Source organism: Microlunatus phosphovorus NM-1 (genome assembly GCF_000270245.1).
GTDB lineage: Bacteria > Actinomycetota > Actinomycetes > Propionibacteriales > Propionibacteriaceae > Microlunatus > Microlunatus phosphovorus.
Genome location: NC_015635.1, coordinates 3751017 through 3769937, shown reverse-complemented (window position 1 = coordinate 3769937; position 18921 = coordinate 3751017). Strand labels below are relative to the sequence as shown.

At 68.4% G+C, this 18921-nt stretch carries 17 protein-coding genes; 7 read left to right on the top strand and 10 right to left on the bottom strand.

What is annotated here, in order from left to right; genetic code table 11:
- Positions 1 to 11: 11 nt before the first annotated feature.
- A complete protein-coding gene (locus MLP_RS16905) occupies positions 12 to 545 on the bottom strand; it encodes a gamma carbonic anhydrase family protein (RefSeq protein WP_013864371.1) in 534 nt (177 codons plus the stop codon).
- A gap of 132 nt (positions 546 to 677) precedes the next feature.
- Here MLP_RS16905 and MLP_RS16900 point away from each other — a divergent pair, with 132 nt between their 5' ends.
- Positions 678 to 1478: a universal stress protein gene (locus tag MLP_RS16900; protein WP_172641587.1), complete on the top strand. Its 801-nt coding sequence runs from the start codon at positions 678 to 680 to the stop codon at positions 1476 to 1478.
- A 24-nt stretch (positions 1479 to 1502) separates the two neighbouring features.
- Here the strand turns inward: MLP_RS16900 and MLP_RS16895 are convergent, their stop codons facing one another.
- The 4 genes from MLP_RS16895 to MLP_RS16875 form a co-directional block, all read right to left on the bottom strand.
- Positions 1503 to 3899, bottom strand: a complete 2397-nt coding sequence (locus tag MLP_RS16895; RefSeq protein WP_172641586.1) for a CHAT domain-containing protein — start codon at positions 3897 to 3899, stop codon at positions 1503 to 1505.
- Between the two features lie 196 nt (positions 3900 to 4095).
- Positions 4096 to 5655, bottom strand: a complete 1560-nt coding sequence (locus tag MLP_RS16890) for a S8 family peptidase (RefSeq protein ID WP_013864368.1) — start codon at positions 5653 to 5655, stop codon at positions 4096 to 4098.
- Between the two features lie 588 nt (positions 5656 to 6243).
- On the bottom strand, positions 6244 to 7188 hold the full coding sequence (locus tag MLP_RS26570) for a hypothetical protein (RefSeq protein ID WP_013864366.1): 945 nt from the start codon (positions 7186 to 7188) through the stop codon (positions 6244 to 6246).
- A gap of 301 nt (positions 7189 to 7489) precedes the next feature.
- A complete protein-coding gene (locus MLP_RS16875; protein WP_013864365.1) occupies positions 7490 to 8902 on the bottom strand; it encodes an MFS transporter in 1413 nt (470 codons plus the stop codon).
- A 157-nt stretch (positions 8903 to 9059) separates the two neighbouring features.
- Here MLP_RS16875 and MLP_RS16870 point away from each other — a divergent pair, with 157 nt between their 5' ends.
- Positions 9060 to 9527 carry a hypothetical protein gene (locus MLP_RS16870; protein ID WP_041790185.1) on the top strand — a complete coding sequence of 156 codons (468 nt, stop codon included), beginning with the start codon at positions 9060 to 9062 and terminating at the stop codon, positions 9525 to 9527.
- A 12-nt stretch (positions 9528 to 9539) separates the two neighbouring features.
- On the opposite strand, the gene MLP_RS16865 is transcribed toward MLP_RS16870, so the two are convergent.
- Positions 9540 to 10355, bottom strand: coding sequence for a response regulator transcription factor (locus tag MLP_RS16865; RefSeq protein ID WP_041790183.1), 816 nt, complete (start codon positions 10353 to 10355; stop codon positions 9540 to 9542).
- 75 nt (positions 10356 to 10430) lie between these two features.
- Entirely contained in the window at positions 10431 to 12512 is a 2082-nt protein-coding gene (locus tag MLP_RS26565; protein ID WP_083843858.1) for a sensor histidine kinase, read from the bottom strand.
- 101 nt (positions 12513 to 12613) lie between these two features.
- Between MLP_RS26565 and MLP_RS16855 the strand changes: the two genes are divergently transcribed.
- The gene (locus MLP_RS16855; RefSeq protein ID WP_041792781.1) at positions 12614 to 12997 is read left to right on the top strand and encodes a response regulator; all 384 of its coding nucleotides are present in this window, start codon (positions 12614 to 12616) and stop codon (positions 12995 to 12997) included.
- The gene (locus MLP_RS16850; RefSeq protein ID WP_013864360.1) at positions 12990 to 13364 is read left to right on the top strand and encodes an Hpt domain-containing protein; all 375 of its coding nucleotides are present in this window, start codon (positions 12990 to 12992) and stop codon (positions 13362 to 13364) included. The genes MLP_RS16855 and MLP_RS16850 overlap by 8 nt, the downstream gene beginning before the upstream one ends.
- Here the strand turns inward: MLP_RS16850 and MLP_RS16845 are convergent.
- Positions 13358 to 13996: a rhomboid family intramembrane serine protease gene (locus tag MLP_RS16845; RefSeq protein ID WP_013864359.1), complete on the bottom strand. Its 639-nt coding sequence runs from the start codon at positions 13994 to 13996 to the stop codon at positions 13358 to 13360. The genes MLP_RS16850 and MLP_RS16845 overlap by 7 nt on opposite strands.
- A 148-nt stretch (positions 13997 to 14144) precedes the next feature.
- On the opposite strand from MLP_RS16845, the gene MLP_RS16840 reads away from it, so the two are divergent.
- Genes MLP_RS16840 through MLP_RS16830 form a run of 3 tightly spaced genes read left to right on the top strand, consistent with a single transcriptional unit; the run spans position 14145 to position 17185 of the window.
- Positions 14145 to 15155: a phosphotransferase gene (locus tag MLP_RS16840; protein ID WP_013864358.1), complete on the top strand. Its 1011-nt coding sequence runs from the start codon at positions 14145 to 14147 to the stop codon at positions 15153 to 15155.
- Between the two features lie 27 nt (positions 15156 to 15182).
- Positions 15183 to 16163, top strand: coding sequence for a Gfo/Idh/MocA family protein (locus MLP_RS16835; protein WP_013864357.1), 981 nt, complete (start codon positions 15183 to 15185; stop codon positions 16161 to 16163).
- The gene (locus MLP_RS16830) at positions 16160 to 17185 is read left to right on the top strand and encodes a Gfo/Idh/MocA family protein (protein WP_013864356.1); all 1026 of its coding nucleotides are present in this window, start codon (positions 16160 to 16162) and stop codon (positions 17183 to 17185) included. Before MLP_RS16835 ends, MLP_RS16830 begins: the two co-directional genes overlap by 4 nt.
- Here the strand turns inward: MLP_RS16830 and MLP_RS16825 are convergent.
- Positions 17152 to 18120: an aldose epimerase family protein gene (locus MLP_RS16825; RefSeq protein WP_013864355.1), complete on the bottom strand. Its 969-nt coding sequence runs from the start codon at positions 18118 to 18120 to the stop codon at positions 17152 to 17154. The two genes, MLP_RS16830 and MLP_RS16825, sit on opposite strands and share 34 nt — an antisense overlap.
- 27 nt (positions 18121 to 18147) lie before the next feature.
- Positions 18148 to 18828, bottom strand: a complete 681-nt coding sequence (locus tag MLP_RS16820) for a DUF4352 domain-containing protein (RefSeq protein WP_156821192.1) — start codon at positions 18826 to 18828, stop codon at positions 18148 to 18150.
- Positions 18829 to 18921 lie beyond the last annotated feature (93 nt).

The window sequence follows — 18921 nt, the reverse complement described above, 5'->3', positions numbered from 1 at the left end:
GTGTTGCTGATTCAGCCCGTGACAAGCCGGTGCTGGGCAGCCAACTCCAGATAGATCTGGGCGTTGGCGACCACCCGGTCGAACTCGGTGTCGCTGAGCTGGCGACGGACCTTGCCGGGGACCCCGGCCACCAAGGACCGCGGCGGGATGACGGTGCCCTCCAGCACCACGGTGCCGGCCGCCACGAGGGAGCCGGCGCCGACCCGCGCGCCGTTCAGGATGGTGGCGTTCATCCCGATCAGGCAGTCATCCTCGACGGTGCAGCCGTGCACCACGGCGGCGTGTCCGACCGACACGCCGGACCCGATCCAGGTAGGAAAACCGTAGTCGGTGTGCACCACGACGTTGTCCTGCAGGTTGCTGCCGGCGCCGAGCGTGACCTTGTCCATATCGGCTCGGACCACCGCGCCGTAGAACACACTGGCCGTGGACTCGATCGTTGCGTCGCCGATCACGGTCGCGGTGGGCGCGAGCCAGGCATCGGCGTGAATGGTCGGCTGGCGGCCGTCATAGGGCAGCACCAGCGCCGCGTGCGGTGCGTTCATGGGTGCCATCCTCGCACCACGGCTCCGGCTGTCGGGACCTAAGTCCTGAGGGTCCTGGTCGATCGCCTCTCGGGACACCGATGGGCCTGCTGGCACGGTCGAAGTAGCCAGCGAATGCCGGAGGAGGGTGAGATGGAATCGGGACGACCGCGGACCATCGCGGTCGGCGTCGACTCCTCGCCGGAATCGCTGGCGGCGGCGAGGTTCGGGGCCAAGGCAGCTGAGTTGCGCGGTCTCAGCCTGACGCTCTGCCATGCGGTGTGCCCGCCGGCGACAACGGCGTCGTCGGCGTGGCAGCTGGCCCGGGTTCAGTCTCAGTTGCGGATCGCCCCGAGCGTGGAGGTCCATACGGTGCTGGACCAGCTCTCGCCGGCTGTCCTGCTGAAGGAGATCGAGGACGATGCCGCGATGCTGGTCGTGGGCCGGCGCCGGACCGACCGGCCCGAGCACAGCATTCTCGGCAGTCTCGCGGCGCAGCTGGTGGCCTCAGTGCGCCGACCGCTGGTCGTGGTGCCGGCCGGCTGGACCCCGCCGCCGTGGACCAGCCGACCGGTGATCGTCGCGCTCGATGCGACGACCGAGGCAAACGAGGTCCTCGCCTACGCCTGCGAGGAGGCCGCCCGCTGGCAGGCGCCCCTGGTGGCGACGCATGTCGTGGCGCCGTCGGCGCTCGGCGAGCCCGAGCTGTCGCGTCGGGCCGTGCACGAGTTGTTGGCCGGCTGGAAGCAGGACTACCCCGAGCTCACCATCGATGTGGACGTGCTGGTCGGGGAGCCGGACAACGCCATCATCGAGGCATCCCGGCGGGCCAGTCAGCTGGTCGTCGGCAGCCCTCGCCACCCGCAGCGCAGACGCGGCTGGACCGACTCGGTCTCCCGTACGGCGGTGCGCTGGACGCACTGTCCGCTGGTGGTCGTGCCACGCAACGACTGAGCCCGGCAGCTGAGTTCAGACCGGTCAGGCGCGCCAGGCCGTGCCGAAGCAGACGAACGGACTCGGCTCCTCGACTCCGGCCGCGGCGGCGCACAACGCCTCGGCCGCATTTGCCCCCCGAACCAGGTGGCGGTGGTAGCCGGTCATGATCTTGGCGGCGGTGTCGTCGTGCACGCGGGCGACTCCGGCGACCACGCTGGCCGTGCCCAGCTGGAGCAGAACGCTGGTCAGGCCCAAGGTCTCGGTGGCTCGCACAGTGCTTTGTCCGGCATCGCAAGCCGACAACACGACGTGCTCGGGCAGCTGCGGGCGCTGGTCCAGCTCGTAGGCGAACAGCGGTCCGGAGGTCAGGGACAGCGACGAGAACATCGGGTTCTCGCTCCGGTGGACGCCGTGGGCGGCGACGTGGACGAGTCGGCTGGTCGCCATCGCCTCCAGCAGCTCGGCGGGCGTCGCCCCCGGCAGCTGGCGTACGTCGGCACCGGCCGACCAGCTGGCGGCCACGTCGGCGGCCTCTTCCTGGGCGCGGGCCAGCCCTGGTCCTGCCACGGCCGTCATCGACCAGCGATCCGCGGGGGCGGCGCCGGCCAATCTGGTACGCCCGCGGAGCCAGCCACTGAGCGAGGGAGCCACAGTCAGCGGGCGTCCGGCCAACGGCGGCAGCAGCGACCAGGGCAGTGTCAGCAGGCTGCCGGGTGAACTGAGCACCACCGGCCGGTCGTCGTCGACGATCGCTGGACCGAGCAGCCGGCCGAGCTCGGCTGCGCTGTGCCGCAGGGAACGCCTGACGGCTGCTTTCATCGCCTCGGGCAGCCCGGCATTGGCCAGCACGTCCAGGTCGGCAGCCAGCCGGCGCTGCCAGCCACGGACGGTTTCCGCGTCGGCGAGTTCCCGCAGTCGCATCCGGCCGCCCTCGGTGATGGTGACGGAGCCGATGTGCCCGCGGTGCTCGATGACGGTGACCAGATGACAACCGTCCGTGGCGGCCGCGGCGCGCAGGTCACGGACCGGTGCCGGCGGCTGCCAGGCGCGGCTGCCGCTGTTCAACCAGGAGCGGGTACGCAGTTGTGCTTGTAGGTCGGCGACCTGCCGCAGGGCCGGCGACGCCGGAGCCCTCCGCGTCCCTGTCGCCGACAGTGGTCGGGCGCCGGCTTGCACGTCGTCGGCAGCCGTCTCGGCGGCGCGCCGCAGCGCGGTGAGCAGCCCGGCGGTGGCCTCGTCGGCCGGCGGGGTGACCGGTTGAATTCGGCTGGTGACGGCTCGCGACCGTTCGACGGCGGCCAGCACGGCGACGGCGCGGCCGGAGCGGATCGCGAGGTCGACGTCGTGCTCCACCAGCCTGCGACCGTGAATTGCGCTCGCGCTTTGCAGGTCGATGCCGCCGAACTGGGCCTGATAGGCGGCGAGTTCTCGCAACCCTTGAGCGAGCGAGCGGCGTGCCGCCGGCAGCCGATCGTGCCGTTCCAAGCTGACCGCCCGAACCAGGCGATGATGCAGCCGGACGGCGATCGGCTCGGTCCTGCCGACTGTGCCGATCTGGTCGAGCAGAATGTCGGCCGCATCGGTCTGGTGCCGCTCGAGTTCGAGTTCGGCCGCCAGCAGCAGCGTGCTCCGCGCCTGCTGGCCGAAGTCGGCCGCGGCGAACTCGGCCGCCAGTCGCCGCGTCGGCGGGAGCAGCCGGGCCGGTGGCCGCCCGGCAGCCTGGTCGGCGTGCAGCAGCACCAACTCGGCGTTGCGTCGCCAGCGGTCGTTCCCGTGCCGCCGGAAGCGATCCCGCGCCCGGCCCGCCAACAGCCGCGCCTCGGCGACCCGGCCGGTCAGCAGCGCCACCTCTGCTCGGGTCAGATCCACCTCGGCCAGGTCCTGCCAGCACCGATCCCGCCGGAAAAGCTCGCCCGCCTGGGCCAGTGCGGCGTCAGCTTCATCGGGGAGTCCCGCCGCCAGCAGCACCCGGGACCGATCGAGATGGGTGAGCCCTTCCAGCGTCTGGCTGTCGACCTCGAGCGCTTCCTGCATCAGCCGCAGGGCCGTTGGTAGATCGCCGGAGGTGAACTCCAGGCAGCCCAGGTTATGCAGGGCGATGTGCTGGAACTGGGTATCGCCGAGCGGGCGGGAGAGCTGAACCGCCGTCGCCAGATCCAGACGAGCACGGCCGATCACGCCCATCTCCACGAAGAGCGCGCCGCGATTGAGGAGCACTCGGATGGCATCGCGGTCGCCTTCGCGCATCAGGTCGAGGGCGTCGGCGAACGTCTGCTCGGCTTCCTCGAGTCGCCCGCCACGAAACAGGATGAGGGCCTTCTGGCTGAGCATCAGCGCAGTCAATTCCTGGTCGGCGAGGCAGGTCGACCAGTCCAGGGAGCGTTCCATGGTGGCCAATGCGACTTCGATACCGCTCATCTCGACGGCGGCCTTCGCCATGGTGGCCAGCATCCTAGTTGCCAGGCGGCACCGAACTGGCTCACAGATCGCTTCGCTGTGAACGTCAGGGAGCTTCAGCAGCGCCCAGCCGGCGGTGGCCAGACGGTGTCCGCGCGCCACATGGCCCGAGCTGTTCTCGATGGCGGCGCGATGCTGATAGTCCTGTGCGCGGGCGAGAACCGAGGCTGGGATCGGCTCAATGACTGTGTTTTTCGGCGACATCGCGTACGACGTTCGCTAGTTCGGAGCCCGGCTCATCCAGGTGGACCTGCAGGCAACGGCCGAGGAAGGCAGGCGCTGCGAACGAGGTTCCAGACCAGGTCGCAAACCCCGAACTGAAGTCATCGAGGTCCAGCGACTCACGCTGGCGCTGATCCCACTCGGTGCGCGCCGTGGGCTGGATGCCGCCTTTGGTGAACGTCTCCGGCAGGGTGCTCATCAGTTGGGAGCCCGTCCAATAGGTCTTGACCCAAGCGCCGGCGTTGCTGAACAGGGCCACGGTGTCGTTCGGGTTGCGGGCACCCACGCTCGTCAGGTTGTCGACGTCGTCGGCGAAGGCCGCGGGCAGCAGTGGCCGGTCGGTGGCGTCGTTGCCGGCGGAAGCGACCATGACTACGGTCCTGCCACGCCGGTCCTTCTCGGTCGAGAGGTTCTTCAAGGTGTTGTAGAGCGACGCCGTCTTCGACTTGTCCTCTTCCTCGTGGTAGTAGCCGAACGACATCGAGATCGCGTCGACCGCAGTGCCCTTGATCCGCATGGCGGCGAGTTCTTCGAAGGCGGTGATCATGGCCGACTCCGGCACGTACCCGCTGGAATCCATCACCGGGAACATGATCAGACTGGCATCTGGACAGGTCTGCCGGAGCAGGCCGGCGATGAAGGTGCCGTGTCCGGCGAAGTCGTCCAGTCGGCCTTCGAGTTGATCGTGACAGATGCCGGTGTCCTCCGCGCAGACCGATCCGGGGTTCGATCCGACGACGGTGACTCCCTGCTCCAGCCAACGGTGCTTGCCGATACCGGTGTCGAACAGGGCGACAACCGGTGCGTCCTTCCGCCCACTCCGGAGTGGATCGGCACCGACGTAGGACACAGGCGTCCGTCCACCGAGGCCTGGGATCGCGTATTCATCGCTGAACCCGACGCCGATCGTTTTCGTGACGCCGATGGTCTTGGTCACGCCGATCGTCTTGGTGCCGCCGACGGTCATCGACTGGCCGAGGATACTCGCCCCCATCAGGTGATCCAAGCCCACCCTTGTCGGCGCCAGGATCGGCCGCTCCCCGCATTCGGTACGTTCTGGCATCTCGCGTTCAGCCGCCGCTGGAGCATCGGCAGCAGGATCCCGCTCAGGTGTCGCCCGCTTGTGATCGTCGCCTTCGCCACGCTGCACCGCCGCGCGGTATTGCTGGATCAGCGTCCAGGAGTCGATCGTGACGGCATGTCCGGGGGCCGGAGCCAACGTCATCGGGGTGACCCAGGGCGTTGTGCGCTCGTCCCTGACCCGAGTGTTGAAGACGGCAACATTTCGACGGTCAGGGACCGCAAGGATGTGCTTGTTCTCCAGAAGCCAAGCTTGGAAGTCGGTGATCTCGTCGCTCTCCGGAGCGCCCTCGACAAGGATGCTGTCGGCGATGTACAGCGTTGACGATGCGCTGCTGTCCGAGGTCCGAATCGCTTTGCCGGGCTCGAGCGCCCGGGCGTTGTACGCCGCAAGCGGGTCGTACATGCCGTGGTATCGCTGCTGCACTGGACTCATGATCTCCCCCGATTTCGTCCGCTGCTCGTGTCAGCGTAGGGGGCCACGGGTTCGATAGACCACGAACTTTTGTCCGTGCTCCTCGGTCATTTTCAAACCGAGAATCCCGATCCGAAGTGGATTCGGTTCACGAGTTGCTGGTGCCGGCGCCGGCGGAGCTGCCGCGATGCGGCCCGACTCGGAGTCCGCCGACTCGGCACCTGGCGTGCCCTCCCGTCGTCGGCTGTATCAGCCACCGACGGTCTTCGTGGCCTCTGCGGCGAGCGGGATGAGCGATGATGCCGCAACGATGAGGGTTGCGATCGCGTACTTGATGGTCTTGGGCATGCTGGTCCTCCTCTCAAAGATGAGCCTCTCGAGCAAGAGGGCGGATCCGATGGTTGTGCGGCCACTATCGGGCTCATCCTTGGCGATGACCACCAGCCACAAGCGGCGACATCCGGATCCGTCGGTTTGATGGAGCCATAAGTCGCCAGTCGATATGTGGTCCTGTTTCGAATGGCGACTATCGGCTGCTTCGCGGCCCGGGAAAGGACCAATCCTCGCCTCTCGGTGAGCGGCACCGAATCGAGTGGTGACTTTCGGGTGTCAGGACGTGGGGGACCGGCGCCGTGGCTCGAATGCCTCGCACCACTCGGGACCGAATATCGGGGGCGGACCGTCGTATCCGCGAGATACCAATGCCTCGAAGATCCGCATGACGACGTCGCGCGGACGCTTCAGATGCGCCTTCGCGACACGCACCGGAACCACCCCGAACGCGACGAGGCGCTCGTACCGTCGCAGATCCCTCGCATAGGTGTCGGGATCGGTGCGATGCTGATCGCCCTCATACTCCCCGGCTACCCGCCAGGTTCTGAGATAGAGGTCGACCCGCGCGATGAAGCCACGCTCATCACCGAGCTCGACATTGCACTCCGGCTCAGGCAACCCGGCCAACACCATGAGCAGCCGGAGCCGGGTCTCGCGTGGCGACTCACTCCCCGCACGAACAAGCTCGGCGGCGCGACGAGCCCGGCAACAGTCCCGCCCCTCGGCGGCCGCCAGCGCAGCCTGCACCTCGCTCAGCGTCGCATGCCGCGCTCGGATCAGCCAATCTCCGGCGACCACCAGACTCACCAGATCCAGATCATGTCGGGCTGCGACCAGTGCCGGCAACGGCAGCAGCACCTGGTGCTGACAAGGCGGCAACCCCTGACTCGTCCGACGGACCCGTACCTCGCCGCGCACCGAGTGATGCTTGGCAGTCGTCACATACCGGTACGGTCGCTCTGTGCCGACCTCGACACCCCACAGCCGCAGCGCACTCACCCCGTCGACGGCAGTCACACCCGACGGAAGCACCGTCAAATAGGCCGCAACCAGCGTCTGGTACGTCGGGTCACAGCTGGCGGCCAGGAACAGTCCCCGCCCGATCCGTTGGACGCCCGGCCCACGCAGAGCACCTGGTTTGATGCCTGCGGCCGCAGCCCGACCGGGTCCGAACGCGCCTGTCGTCAACTCCTGCGGCAAGGGCTTGCGACGGGCTGGCATGCGCCTACCCTGACTGACCAGACCCGAGCCCACCAGAGGTTCAGCGAAACGGACAACACCCTGCAGAAAACGACAACACCCCACTGAAACGGACGACACCTCAGCCGCTTTGTGTGTGGCCACCCTGCTGGCGCGGTGAAGCAGCTGAAAGTCGCCACTCGATATGAAGTCCCACGTCGAGAGGCGAGAACTCGTTGTTTCAATTGCCGCGAAACAGCCGGAAGTCGCCGCTCAACCGCTACCCGCCAGATACGTCAAATCGAGTGGCGACTATCGGCTCCTTCAAGATGGCTCTGAGTCGTCAGTCTTCCAATGCCCGGCCGCGCAACTCCGGCAGTGCCAGTGCGGCGACGGCGGCGATGGCGAAGGCCAGCGCGAAAATCGCGAACAGCCCGGTGAGACCAGTGGTCGTGCTCAGCAACGGCACCAGCAGGGGCGCGATGATCGAGGCGAGCCGGCCGAAGGCGGCCGCGCTGCCGGCACCGGTGGCCCGCAGCTGTGTCGGATAGACCTCGGGGGTCACCGCATACAGCGCGCCCCAGGCGCCGAGATTGCAGAACGACAGGGCCATCCCGGTGGCGAGCACGGCCGGTACGGAGCCGGCCAGGCCGAAAGCGACGGCGCTCAGGGCCGAGCCGGCCAGAAAGAGCGCCAGCGTCGGTCGGCGGCCCCAGCGCTCGATCAGGATCGCGGAGAGCGCATAGCCGGGCAGCTGAGCCAGCGTGATGATCAGCGTGAACTCGAATGACTTCACCAGCGTGAAACCCGAGGCCACCAGCAGCGTCGGGAGCCAGATGAACGCGCCGTAGTAGGAGAAGTTGGTGCCGAACCAGGTCAGCCACAAGGCGAGCGTCCGGCGTCGATAGGCCGGCGACCACAGCGCCAGCCACGACGGCGGCGCGCTCGCACTCTGGCCGTTCGTGCCCTGGCCGATCGGATTCTGGCCGGCGGAGACCTGGACAGCCGCGAGCTGATCGATAGGACTCGGCGCCGGAACTCCGGCCGAGCTCTCGAACCGGCGGACCGCCGCTTCGGCATCGGCGTCTCGGCCACGGCGCTCCAGGAACCGCACCGACTCCGGCAATCCCCAGCGGACCACCAGCGCGTACGCCGCCGGGACCACACCCAACGCAAACGCCCATCGCCACCCGTCGGCCGAGGAGGGCACCACCAGGTAGCCGATCACCGCCGCGGCCAGCCAGCCGAGGGCCCAGAACGCCTCCAAGGCGACGACGACTCGACCGCGGATCCTGGCTGGTGCATATTCGCTGACCAGGGTGGAGGCCACCGGCAGTTCGGCGCCCAGCCCGAGACCGACCAGGAACCGCAGCATCAGCAGCATGCCCACGCCGGTGGCCAGCGCCGAGGCACCGGTGGCCAATCCATACACCAGCAGGGTCAAAGCGAAGACCTGGCGGCGACCGATCCGGTCGGCGAGCAGCCCGCCGAGGCTGGCGCCGATCGCCATCCCGACGAAGCCGATCGAGGCGATCGCGGAGAGCTCGCCGGGCGAGAGAGACCACTGGGTGGCCAGGGCAGCCAGCACGAAGGACACCAGGCCGATGTCCATGGCATCCAGCGCCCAGCCGATACCCGAGCCGACGAGCAGCTTGCCGTGCTGTCGGCTGAACGGCAGCCGATCGAGCCGTTGCGATCTGCCCAGGACAGGGTTTGCCGAAGCAGAGTTGGCTGTGTCCTCAGACGACTGGTCCACCCCGAGATTGTGTCAGGGCGGACAATCCTGAGGAAATCTTGAGCCGCTCTTCGGGCACCGCGCGGCACCTGATGAGGCGGATCATCGATGCTCTCTTGCAGGGCCGTGGGGGCGGTCCACAACCCGGATGGGGATCCGGGCAGAAGAAGGGACAGTCGTGCTGACTCATCACGTCGCCGCCTTGTGCGCTGCAGACGCGGTCGGCTGTCCGGCGACAGCGCAGCCCGGGGGGACGGGCGAGACGCTGCCAGCCGCGGAGCCGGTCGGGTCAGTCGGGGGACTGCCCGCGCCGGCTCCGGCGGCGGCCGATGACCGATTCGTGGCCCTGGATCCCGGTCAGGACGCCATGAAGCAGTTCGTCACCGACTATCTGCAACTGCTGGACGGGCGACTCGACGCGATCCGTCGCTGTCTTGCGGACAGCGACATGGAAGGCGCCCGGGTCGCGATCCTGAGTCTGGAGTCGAGCAGTCTGATGCTTGGCAAGAACCCGCTCACTGCCAGCCTCGCTGAGTTGCGGTCTCAATTGGATCTCAGTTCAGCCATGCAGCGGCACGCACTGATGTCGTCGGTCGAGCACGCTGCGACGAGCTTCCGCGCGGATCTGGAGCGGGCGGCGCAGTAAGCCGGTGCTCGCCTAGCGGACTCGCGGCTCCGCGATCCGATAGCCCACGCCACGGACCGTCTCGATGTAGCGCGGTGAGGTGGCATTGTCGCTGAGCTTGCGGCGCAGGTTCGCCATATGCACCTCGACCGCCCGCCGATCCGAGTCGGAGACATAGGCGCCCGAGGTTTCGCCACGTAGCTCCAGAGCCAACGTGTCTTTGCTGATCACCCGACGTTTTCCCGCCATCAAGGTCAACAGCAGATCGAACTCACTGCGGGTCAGTTCCACCGGCGCACCGTCAAGGTCGCACAGCCACATGTCGCCGTTGATCCGCAAGCCGTTGTGCGTCAACCAGCCGGTGGAGTCCGCGGCGGTCGTGTCCGGTGTCGGCGCCGGGGTGGCGGCCACCACGAGCGGAGTTGCGTTGTTGACGTCGCCTTCCGGTCGGCTGGGGTGGCGGCTCCACATGGTCTTGCGTCGGCGCATCATGGCTTCGATCCGCGCTCGCAGCTCGCGCGGCCGGAATGGCTTGGTCAGATAGTCGTCCGCGCCGGCATCCAAGCCCATCAGTGTGTCGATCTCTTCATTGCGGGCCGACAACATGATCACGTACGTGTCGGAGAAGCTCCTGATCCGGCGAGCGACCTCGAAGCCATCGATGCCCGGCAGGCTCACGTCGAGCGTGGTGAGGATGGGTTGGTGCTGACGTACGGCGTTGATGCCCTCGATGCCGGTGGCCGCAGGAACGGCGTGGAACCCGGCCTCGTTGAGAATGGCGGCCAACAGGTTGCGGACGTCGACATCGTCCTCGATCACCACCGCCGTCCGCTCCTGACCCGTCACCATGGCCACTACCGTAGTCGGACACGGGTTCTACATCATCCGAATGGGGTCATCCATCACCCAACGGGGGTGGGGTGTTCACCGCCCGTCTTCGACTTGCCCGTCGGAGTCGGCGGGCAGGGTGAAGGTGAACGTCGAGCCACGATCAGGATTGTTCTCGGCCCAGATGCGGCCGCCCAGGCGGTGGACGATGCTCCGGCTGATCGCCAAGCCGAGACCGGTGCCGCCTTTGTCTCGGGCATCGGAGGAGTCGACCTGTTCGAACCGTTCGAAGATGAGGTTCAGTCGATCGGCGGGGATGCCTCGACCCTGGTCGATCACCCGGAAGGCCACCATCCGATCCTCCGGTGCGGCCTCCATCACCACCTGGCTGCCGGGCGGAGAGAACTTGATCGCGTTGCCGACCAGGTTGATCAGGGTCTGCACGACCCGATCGGCATCAGCAAGCACGGTGCCCTCAGCGCGTTCGATCAGCACCCCGACTTCGGCATCGGCGGCCAGCACCTGGACCTGGTCGTGCGCCGCTCCGAGCAGGTCAGCGCTGGCGTGCGAGCCGATCTCCATGGGCAGCGAGCCGGCCTCGATCCGTTCCATGTCGAGGATCTCGTTGATCAGCCGAGTGAGCCGCTCACTGCTCTCCACCGCGATCTCGACCATCCGCGTCGCCGGCGGGGTCAACTCACCCAGCGCTCCGCCGGCCAGCAGTCCCAACGACCCGCGGATGGCGGTCAGCGGGGTCTTCAGCTCATGACTCACCATCGAGACGAACTCGTTCTTGAGCTGATCCACCTCACGGCGGCGGGTGATGTCGCGGAACACGACCACCACCCCTCGAACCCCGCGACTGTCGGTCATCGGGCTCGCACTCACTTCGACCGGCACCTGTCGGCCGTCAGTGGTCCAGTACGAGTCCTCGATGCCGGTGATCGCGACCCCGGTGTGCAGGATGGCACGCAGATAGCAGTCGCCGGGCGGATGTGAGTGAAAGCGCTGATGTGCGGGCAGGCCGAGGAGCTCGTTGCGGCGCGTGCCGAGCAGCCGGTCGCCGGCCGGGTTCATGAAGGTGACCCGTCCCAGGCTGTCGACGCCGTAGACCCCGTCCTCGACGGAGTTCACCATCAGGTCGGTGCGCTGGGTGACCTCGGCGAGCTCGGTGCTCCGTTCGGCGACCCGCTGCTCCAACCGTGCTCGCAGCCGGTCATTGTCTGCCAGCAGCAGCATCTGGCGCACCAGGATGGCCACGGTCACGGTGGCGAGCAGGACGAGCACGGTCAGCGGGTCGGTGCCGCGAGACATCGTGTTGAGGGACAGCCAGCCTGCAACCATGAAGACCGCGAAGATGACCAGGGACCTCACCACGGGGGAACGGTCGATGCTGTCGACATCCGGTGGCGTGGGGAAGGTCGACGGCGACCACATGATGGCGATCGTCAGCAGCGCATAGCCGGTGATCCAGCCGATGTCGGTGACGCTGCCGAAGGAGAAGGCGCCGTGGGAACGGCCGATCGCCGCAGCGATCTCGGAGAGGGAGAACAGCACGAAACCAGCTGCGGTCAGGGCGAGCCCGATCCGGTCAGCGGGCCGGGCGCGAAGCACCAGCAACCAGATCACGGTGGCCATGATGATGTCGATGACCGGCGCCAGGACCAGCGCGATGGTGCCCGAGGTCGGATGCTCCGCGACCCTGGGCAGCACGGTGTTGCTCAAGATCAGCAGGATCGAGCCGCCGAGCACGATGGTATCCAGCAGCAGCCGCACGAAGTCGTAGAGGTGTCGCGGTCCGAATGGGTACGCGAGCAGACCCACCAGGATGAGCGCGACCGAGGCCAGGATCAGCGCGTCGCCGACCTGCGAGAGCTCGATCAGGCCGGCGAGATCGACCACCGTGAGCCACGCATTGCCCAAGGCGGCGGCCCCGGCCGCCGCGCCGAACAGAGCCCAGGCTTGCCGCCGGCCGGTCTGAGACCGACGCGAACGCACCAGACACACGGTCGCCAGACTGCTGCAGCTGATCAGCAGCGCGACGCCGGAAGTTGCCCGACGGACCGGCTGCGGCAGACCGCTGGCCAGCACCAAAGCCACCAGGATGAGCGCGAGCACGGTCGCGATCAGCACTGTGCGGGGCGGCTGGAACCTCTCCGATACCGCGGGCTCCGCCATGACCGGTGACGCTAGCAGCCTCCGGCGATGATTACGATGGAGCAACGATCAGAACCGGGTGCCGGGCTGCGCCCGGTATCGGCGACGATGAGGATGGTCTGGTGAGCTCTCGCAAAGTGCTTGTCGTCGATGACGACGACATGATTCGCGAGGTAGCCAAGATCGCCTTGGAGTCGGTCGCCGGCTGGCAGGTGAGCACCGCGCGCAATGGCGAGGAGGCGCGTCGAGTGGCGTGCCAGCAGCGGCTCGACCTCGTGCTGTTGGATGTCATGATGCCGTCCTTGGACGGACCCAGCACGGCGGCGCTGCTACGCCTCGATCCCACGACCCGTGAGCTGCCGGTGATCTTCCTGACCGCCAAGACGCCGCTGGCCACCGACCAGCTGGGCCGGCTACCCAATCTGCTCGGAGTGATCAACAAGCCATTCGATCCGATGTCACTCGCCGATGAGATCAACCGGATCGCCGGGTGGAACAGTGAGTGAGACAGAGTCCCGGTCACCGGAGTCAGGGCCGAAGGAGCCGATCTCCCGGCTGCTGGCCACGATCGCCGGCCAGGCTCGGCGGACCAATCAGGTGCGGATCGAACAGCTTCGCGCCGCCTTGGAACGGGCCGGCGAGCACGGGCTGGATCGAGCCGGCTGGGGGGTCGCGGAGCGAACCGCCCATCAACTCGCCGGGTCGGCAGGGACCTTCGGATTCGCCGGGGTCTCCGAACGAGCACGCCAGCTCGAGCACTTCTTCGCCGATACCGCCGGGACCACACCAGACCCGGAGCGGCTCACGGCTGCCCGGGTCGCGCTCGAGGAGGCCAGCGCTCAGTTGGCCGATGATCTCCAGCTGGACTACTGAGACCAGGTGCGCGGTTGGGCCGCGTACGAGGGCGGCGCCGACCGGCTCGACCGCCGATGCAGCAACCAGGCCGCCAGCACCCCGCCGACGGCACCGCCGAGATGGGCCTGCCACGACACGCCCGCCTGGCTCGGCAGCACCCCCCAGATCAGTCCGCCGTAGACCACGAGCACCCCGATCGCGACCAGGATTTGACCGGCCGAACGGGACCAGATGCCGCGAGCCAACAGGTACGTGAGCCAGCCGAAGATCAAACCGCTGGCCCCGACGATGATCGTGTCGGCCGGGGTGAGCAGCCAAGCGGTGAGTCCGGCACTGATCACGGTGATCGTCGTGGTGATCAGCCAGCGGGCCAGTCCGCCGAGCAGCACCAAGAAGCCGAGCACCCAGAACGGCAGCGAGTTGCTGGCCAGATGGTCGAACCCGGCGTGTAGAAACGGTGAGGTGAGAATCCCGGGCAGGCCGTCGAGCTCGCGGGCGCGGATGCCGTAGTAGTCGAGTTGCTCACCGGTCACCTGATCGGCGATCTCCAGCAGCCAGAGTGCAGCCAGCAGGACCGTCATCACCACGACCGCCGCGCCCGGCGACGGGCTCGTCCGGCGGGCGGGAGCACTGGCGTACGGCTGGCTCATGTCTCCAGAGTGCCCCAGCCGGGCAAGCGCGCTGTCACACAGAGCACACCGATGGGTCCGCAGAACCCGTATCTGCCCCTTCGATGAGGGCTCTTGGGAGGTAACGGGGTCCGGACCGACCGGACCGGGGGAGAACCGGACGAGAGCCATGATCATCACCGAAGCGAGACCCGCAGCACAGGGCAGCGCCGACCTGATCCGGAGCGCCGTGGTGGCCGGCCTGATCACCAGCTTTGAGGTCGCTGCCGGTGCAGTGGTGGTCGAGGGCTCCCGCCTGATGCTGCACGGACGGACGATCGCGTACGCCCGGCACGGGCTTGGCTGGACCGGTGCGGCCCAGCGCGAGCCGGTCTGCCTGCGCGGGCTCTCCGGCTCTGGACTGGTGCCAGAATCGGTGTCGGGCAGTGATGACGTCGACTGGGTGCTGGCGCTGCCGGGTGCGCGGCTGTCGGAGCTGCGCGGGACGATGGCTGAGCTGGCCGATGTCTGTCAGGCTTGGGGTTCGGCGGTGGCGGCGCTGCACCGGTGCGGCATCCCGGCCGGCGCACAGGCGCCTGCCGCGCCGCGGCCCTGGGTGTTGGATCCGGAGCGGCTGCCACGCTCGATGCGCCAGTTGCCGGCTGCCAGCGCCCGTGCATTCGTGCTGCGGACCCTGAGCAGCGACCGAGCACTGCGGCGCACTGTCGACCGGGTCGCCGACCGCTGGACTGCTGATCGTTGGATCCACGGTGAGTTGAGCGCGGACCGGGTGCTGGTGCAGCGCACGCCCGAGGTCCGGGTGCGGTTCGTGGATCTGAGCATCGCAGGGCTGGGCGATCCAGGGTGGGACCTGGCCGGAGCGGTGGAGACAGTCGCGGAATTGACCGGGGGATCGCGAGCACCATGGGGGAGTGCCAGCGAGGTCTGTCTGCGTGACTATCTGCTGCAGGGCTACCGGCGCGCTGGTGGCCCTGCAGTGGTCACCGCCGGCACCAGGGCTCTGCGAGTCGTCGGACGGGCCTGGCAGGTCGCAGCAGCGTTGGACCAGCGGGCCACTCACCCGGCGACGATGCACCCGGCAGCGGGCTACGCCGGCGAGGCGACCCGGCTCACCAGGCAGCTGGCGCTCGCTCGGGATCTGGCCGAGCGCAGTGCGCGACCGGGGCTGGTCGCCGCCTGAGAGAGGTGATGCGGCAGATTCCTCCCTATGAGTCTGTGGATCGGCCTGATCGGCGCTGGTGGGATCGCTCGTGAGCACCTGTCGGCGTGGCGCTCGCTCGGGGTCGAGGTCTCGGTCTTCTCCCACGCGGGCGCAGCCGGGCTGATCGCCGAGCTCGGTGGCACCGAGGTCGCAACCTTGTCGGAACTGCTCGGCTGCGCCGATGTCGTCGACATCGCGACCCCGACACCGACGCACGGCGACCTCGCGCTGGCCGCGTTGCACGCCGGGCTGCCGGTCGTCTGCGAGAAGCCCTTGGCGCGGACCGCAGCCGAGGCGGAGCGGGTGATCGAGGCGTTCGAAGCCGCTGATCTGCCGCTGTATCCCGGTCATGTGGTGCGCTACTTCAGCGAGTACGCCGCCGCCCGGGCGGCAGTCTCCGCCGGCGCGATCGGGGAGGTTGCGGTGCAGCGGTTCACCAGGACCGGGTCGGCACCAACGGCAGCCTGGTTCCACGATGACGCGCAGTCCGGCGGGATCGTGCTGGATCAGTGCCTGCACGATCTGGACTTCGCTCGCTGGACTGCCGGCGAGGTCGCTACCGCGTACGCACAGGAGTCGATGGCCGGCGGTGTGCGCAGTGTCCAGGTGCTGCTCGCGCATCGAAGCGGCGCGCTGAGCAACGTGTGTGGCACCTGGGCTCGACCGGGCACGAGGTTTCGGACCACCTTCGACATCGCAGGCACCGGTGGGGTGCTGACGCATGATTCGGCTGAGCACCCTCTGCTGCAGACCGACTTCGGCGATCAGCCGGTTGCCGGTACAGGCCGTGGACTGTTGCCCGCGATGGCGTACGAGAGTCCCTTCCAAACCGAGCTGGGGGAATTCTTGGCCGCTTTGCGTGGCGGACCCCTGCCACGGGTCGGCGCCCGCGACGGGCTGGCCGCGATCCGGATCGCCGAGGCCGCGCAATGCTCGCTGGTCAGTGGACAGGCGGAACCGGTGGCCGGTACGGAGGTGGCGCGATGAGGGTCGGGGTGATGTCCTTCGCGCATCTGCACGCCGCGTCGTACGCCCGGCTGCTGGCGGTGATACCTGGAGTCGAAGTGCTGGCCACCGACCCCGACCATGCACGGCGCCCCGGCGAGTCCGGCGGCGCGGAGCTGGCCGACGCGCTCGGGGTGGCTTACGAGGCCGACTATGCCGCCCTGCTCGCCGCTCGCCCTGATGCGGTGATCATCTGCGCGGAGAACGCCGCGCATCGCCCGCTGGTCGAACTGGCCGCTGCCGCCGGAGCACACGTGCTGTGCGAGAAGCCGATCGCCACCACGCTGGCCGATGCCCAGGCGATGACCACCGCGTGCGCGGCGGCCGGCGTACAGCTCATGATCGCCCACCCGGTGCGCTTCTCCCCGGCGGTCGCCGAGCTCCGACAGCTGGCCGCCGGACCGCTGGGGGAGATCGTCAGCATCGCCGGCACCAACAACGGTCGCATCCCGCACGGCGAGCGAGCCTGGTTCGTCGATCCCGCAGCCGCGGGCGGTGGTGCCCTGACCGATCACCTGGTGCATGTGCTCGACCTGGTGGACTGTCTGTGGCCGGACAGTCGGGTCCGCAGCGTCTATGCGGTGGCGAACCGGCTGCTGCATCCCGAGGTCGCGGTCGAGACCGTCGGGTTGGCGGCTCTGCGGCTGGAGCTCGGCGGCCGCGACGTGCCGGTGGTGATCGATGCGAGCTGGTCCCGGCCCGACGGCTTCGCGACCTGGGGTGGGCTGACGCTGCGGGTGACCGGCACGGGCGGCATCGTGGACCTGGACCCGTTCGCCGGCCGGATCGGCGGTCACCTGAACTCGACCGGCAACGCCGCCTGGATCGGCTACGGGCCGGAGCTGGACGCGCTGCTGCTCGACGCATTCCTGCGGGTTGTCGCCGGTGAGGCGGTCGCGGTGCCGGATGGAGTCGCTGGGACGCGCAGCCTGGCGGTGGTGCTGGCCGCGTACGAGTCGGTGCGAACCGGTCAGCCTGTGGACTGCACTCGTACCCTCAGATAGGAGGTCCGTTCGCCTCCCTCGTGGATGCGCATCAGGGTCGATGAGACGCGCCGAGCATCGTGCAGACCGTGTGCCGGCCAGCTCGAGCATGGAGTGAAGGCGAGATATCGACCGGTGCCATACCAGGGAAACCCTTTTCGGGCGCCGGTCTCCAGTTCGTACCAGACGTGCGGCCAGCTGAACTCGTCCCACTGCAGTTCGACGGAGAGGCCGGCGCTGGGCCGCTGGACGCGGATCGAGGCATCGGCGAAGTCGCACAGATAGGCCATCCTGGTCTCCGGGCCGTCGCCGATGCCGCGCAGGTTCACCAAGCCGTGCCGCCCGTACGCGCGCGGCCAGGGCAGCAGGTCGTCGTACGAGGCCGAGGTGGCGAGCCGGCCGTCCGGACGGACGGTGGTGCAGCCGGAGTGCACGACGGTGTCCGGTCCGAGCAGGCCGGCGCCGAAGGCGATCTGCTGACCCCACATCACATCGATGTGCTCCGCACCCACGTTGACCACGGTGTCGGCAACGGTGACCTGATCGTCGCGCAGCGTGACCTCCCGGGTCAGCTCGAACGGCGAGCGGGTGAGCCGGCCTTGCAGGACCAGCGAGTCACCGGTCAATCGCCAGTCCAGCCAGGTCACCCGCGCCTCACCGTCGAAACCCCACTCGGCTCCGTGGACCGAGGTGCCGTCACCGCCGTTCGGGAAGACCGGATGCCAGCCGCCGGGAGAGTTGGTGTACCTGGTCACCTCCGTCGAGCCGGGCAGCTCGATCGCCTGCCGGCGACGCAGTCCCCACGGAGTCTGCCAGAGCAGCTCGAGATCGTCGGCGCGGCGGCGTAGCGAGGTGACAGTGCCGCCGAGCGCCGGCACCAACTCCACCACCAGGCTGTCCGAGGTCAGGCGAAGGACCTCCCAACCGCGGACGACCAGCTCTTCGAGGTCAGGCACCCGGACAGGATAGAGCGATGCGGGCGGTCAGTCGGGCACTTTGAGCGCCGTGACCGGTCGGGACAGATCATCGCTCAACAGCAACGTCACCTCACCGCGTGGGATCTCGAACGTGACGGTGCCGCTGACCTCCTCTCCGGCCGAAAGCCGGATCAGCTCCAGCGCGGTCGAGGAGTCCGGGTCGTACGTGGACTCGAACAGCCCGCCATGCTGATCGAATGCCTCGAAGGAGTCGGGGCCGTACCGCAGGGTGCCGCTGGTGCAGCTCACCGCGATCTCCAGGGTGAGCAGCGACTTGCCGTCGGCCGTCGAGCCTGCCGGGTCCCAGCTGTGGCGCACGATCCGTAAGACCCCACTGCCGGTGTCGCTGGTGAACTCGATCTGCCTGGCCGGCGACGGGCTGGCGGTCGCCGGCGGGCTCGGCACCGGCTGCGGCGCTGCGGCTTGCCGGGCATCCTGGTGCACGGCCCAGACGCTGGCCAGCACGACGACGAGTCCGACCACGGCGATCGCCATCGCCGTGAGCACAGCAGGCAGTCGACTGCGTGGTGGTCTCGGGGGCCGAGGCGCTGATGGGGGCGGCTCGGCCGATGGCTGCCGAGGCGACCAGCCGGACCCGGCGGACGGGGATCCGGCGCCGGGCACTGGGGGACCGGCGAAGTCCGGTCCGCTCGGACGGCCCATGCCAGGCCCGGTCGACTCGCTCACCCCCGTCACGCTACCTGGGTTGTCCACAGGTCAGTCGGGCCAGGAAGCGCTGTCCACAGATTGCCTGACTGCCCGGTCGAATCCGGCCGGCAT

Coding starts and splice junctions, on each gene's coding strand:
- MLP_RS16905 (WP_013864371.1), bottom strand. CDS start 545: ATGAACGCACCGCACGCGGCGCTGGTGCTGCCCTATGACGGCCGCCAG.
- MLP_RS16900 (WP_172641587.1), top strand. CDS start 678: ATGGAATCGGGACGACCGCGGACCATCGCGGTCGGCGTCGACTCCTCG.
- MLP_RS16895 (WP_172641586.1), bottom strand. CDS start 3,899: ATGGCGAAGGCCGCCGTCGAGATGAGCGGTATCGAAGTCGCATTGGCC.
- MLP_RS16890 (WP_013864368.1), bottom strand. CDS start 5,655: ATGAGTCCAGTGCAGCAGCGATACCACGGCATGTACGACCCGCTTGCG.
- MLP_RS26570 (WP_013864366.1), bottom strand. CDS start 7,188: ATGCCAGCCCGTCGCAAGCCCTTGCCGCAGGAGTTGACGACAGGCGCG.
- MLP_RS16865 (WP_041790183.1), bottom strand. CDS start 10,355: ATGGTGACGGGTCAGGAGCGGACGGCGGTGGTGATCGAGGACGATGTC.
- MLP_RS26565 (WP_083843858.1), bottom strand. CDS start 12,512: ATGGCGGAGCCCGCGGTATCGGAGAGGTTCCAGCCGCCCCGCACAGTG.
- MLP_RS16845 (WP_013864359.1), bottom strand. CDS start 13,996: ATGAGCCAGCCGTACGCCAGTGCTCCCGCCCGCCGGACGAGCCCGTCG.
- MLP_RS16840 (WP_013864358.1), top strand. CDS start 14,145: ATGATCATCACCGAAGCGAGACCCGCAGCACAGGGCAGCGCCGACCTG.
- MLP_RS16835 (WP_013864357.1), top strand. CDS start 15,183: ATGAGTCTGTGGATCGGCCTGATCGGCGCTGGTGGGATCGCTCGTGAG.
- MLP_RS16830 (WP_013864356.1), top strand. CDS start 16,160: ATGAGGGTCGGGGTGATGTCCTTCGCGCATCTGCACGCCGCGTCGTAC.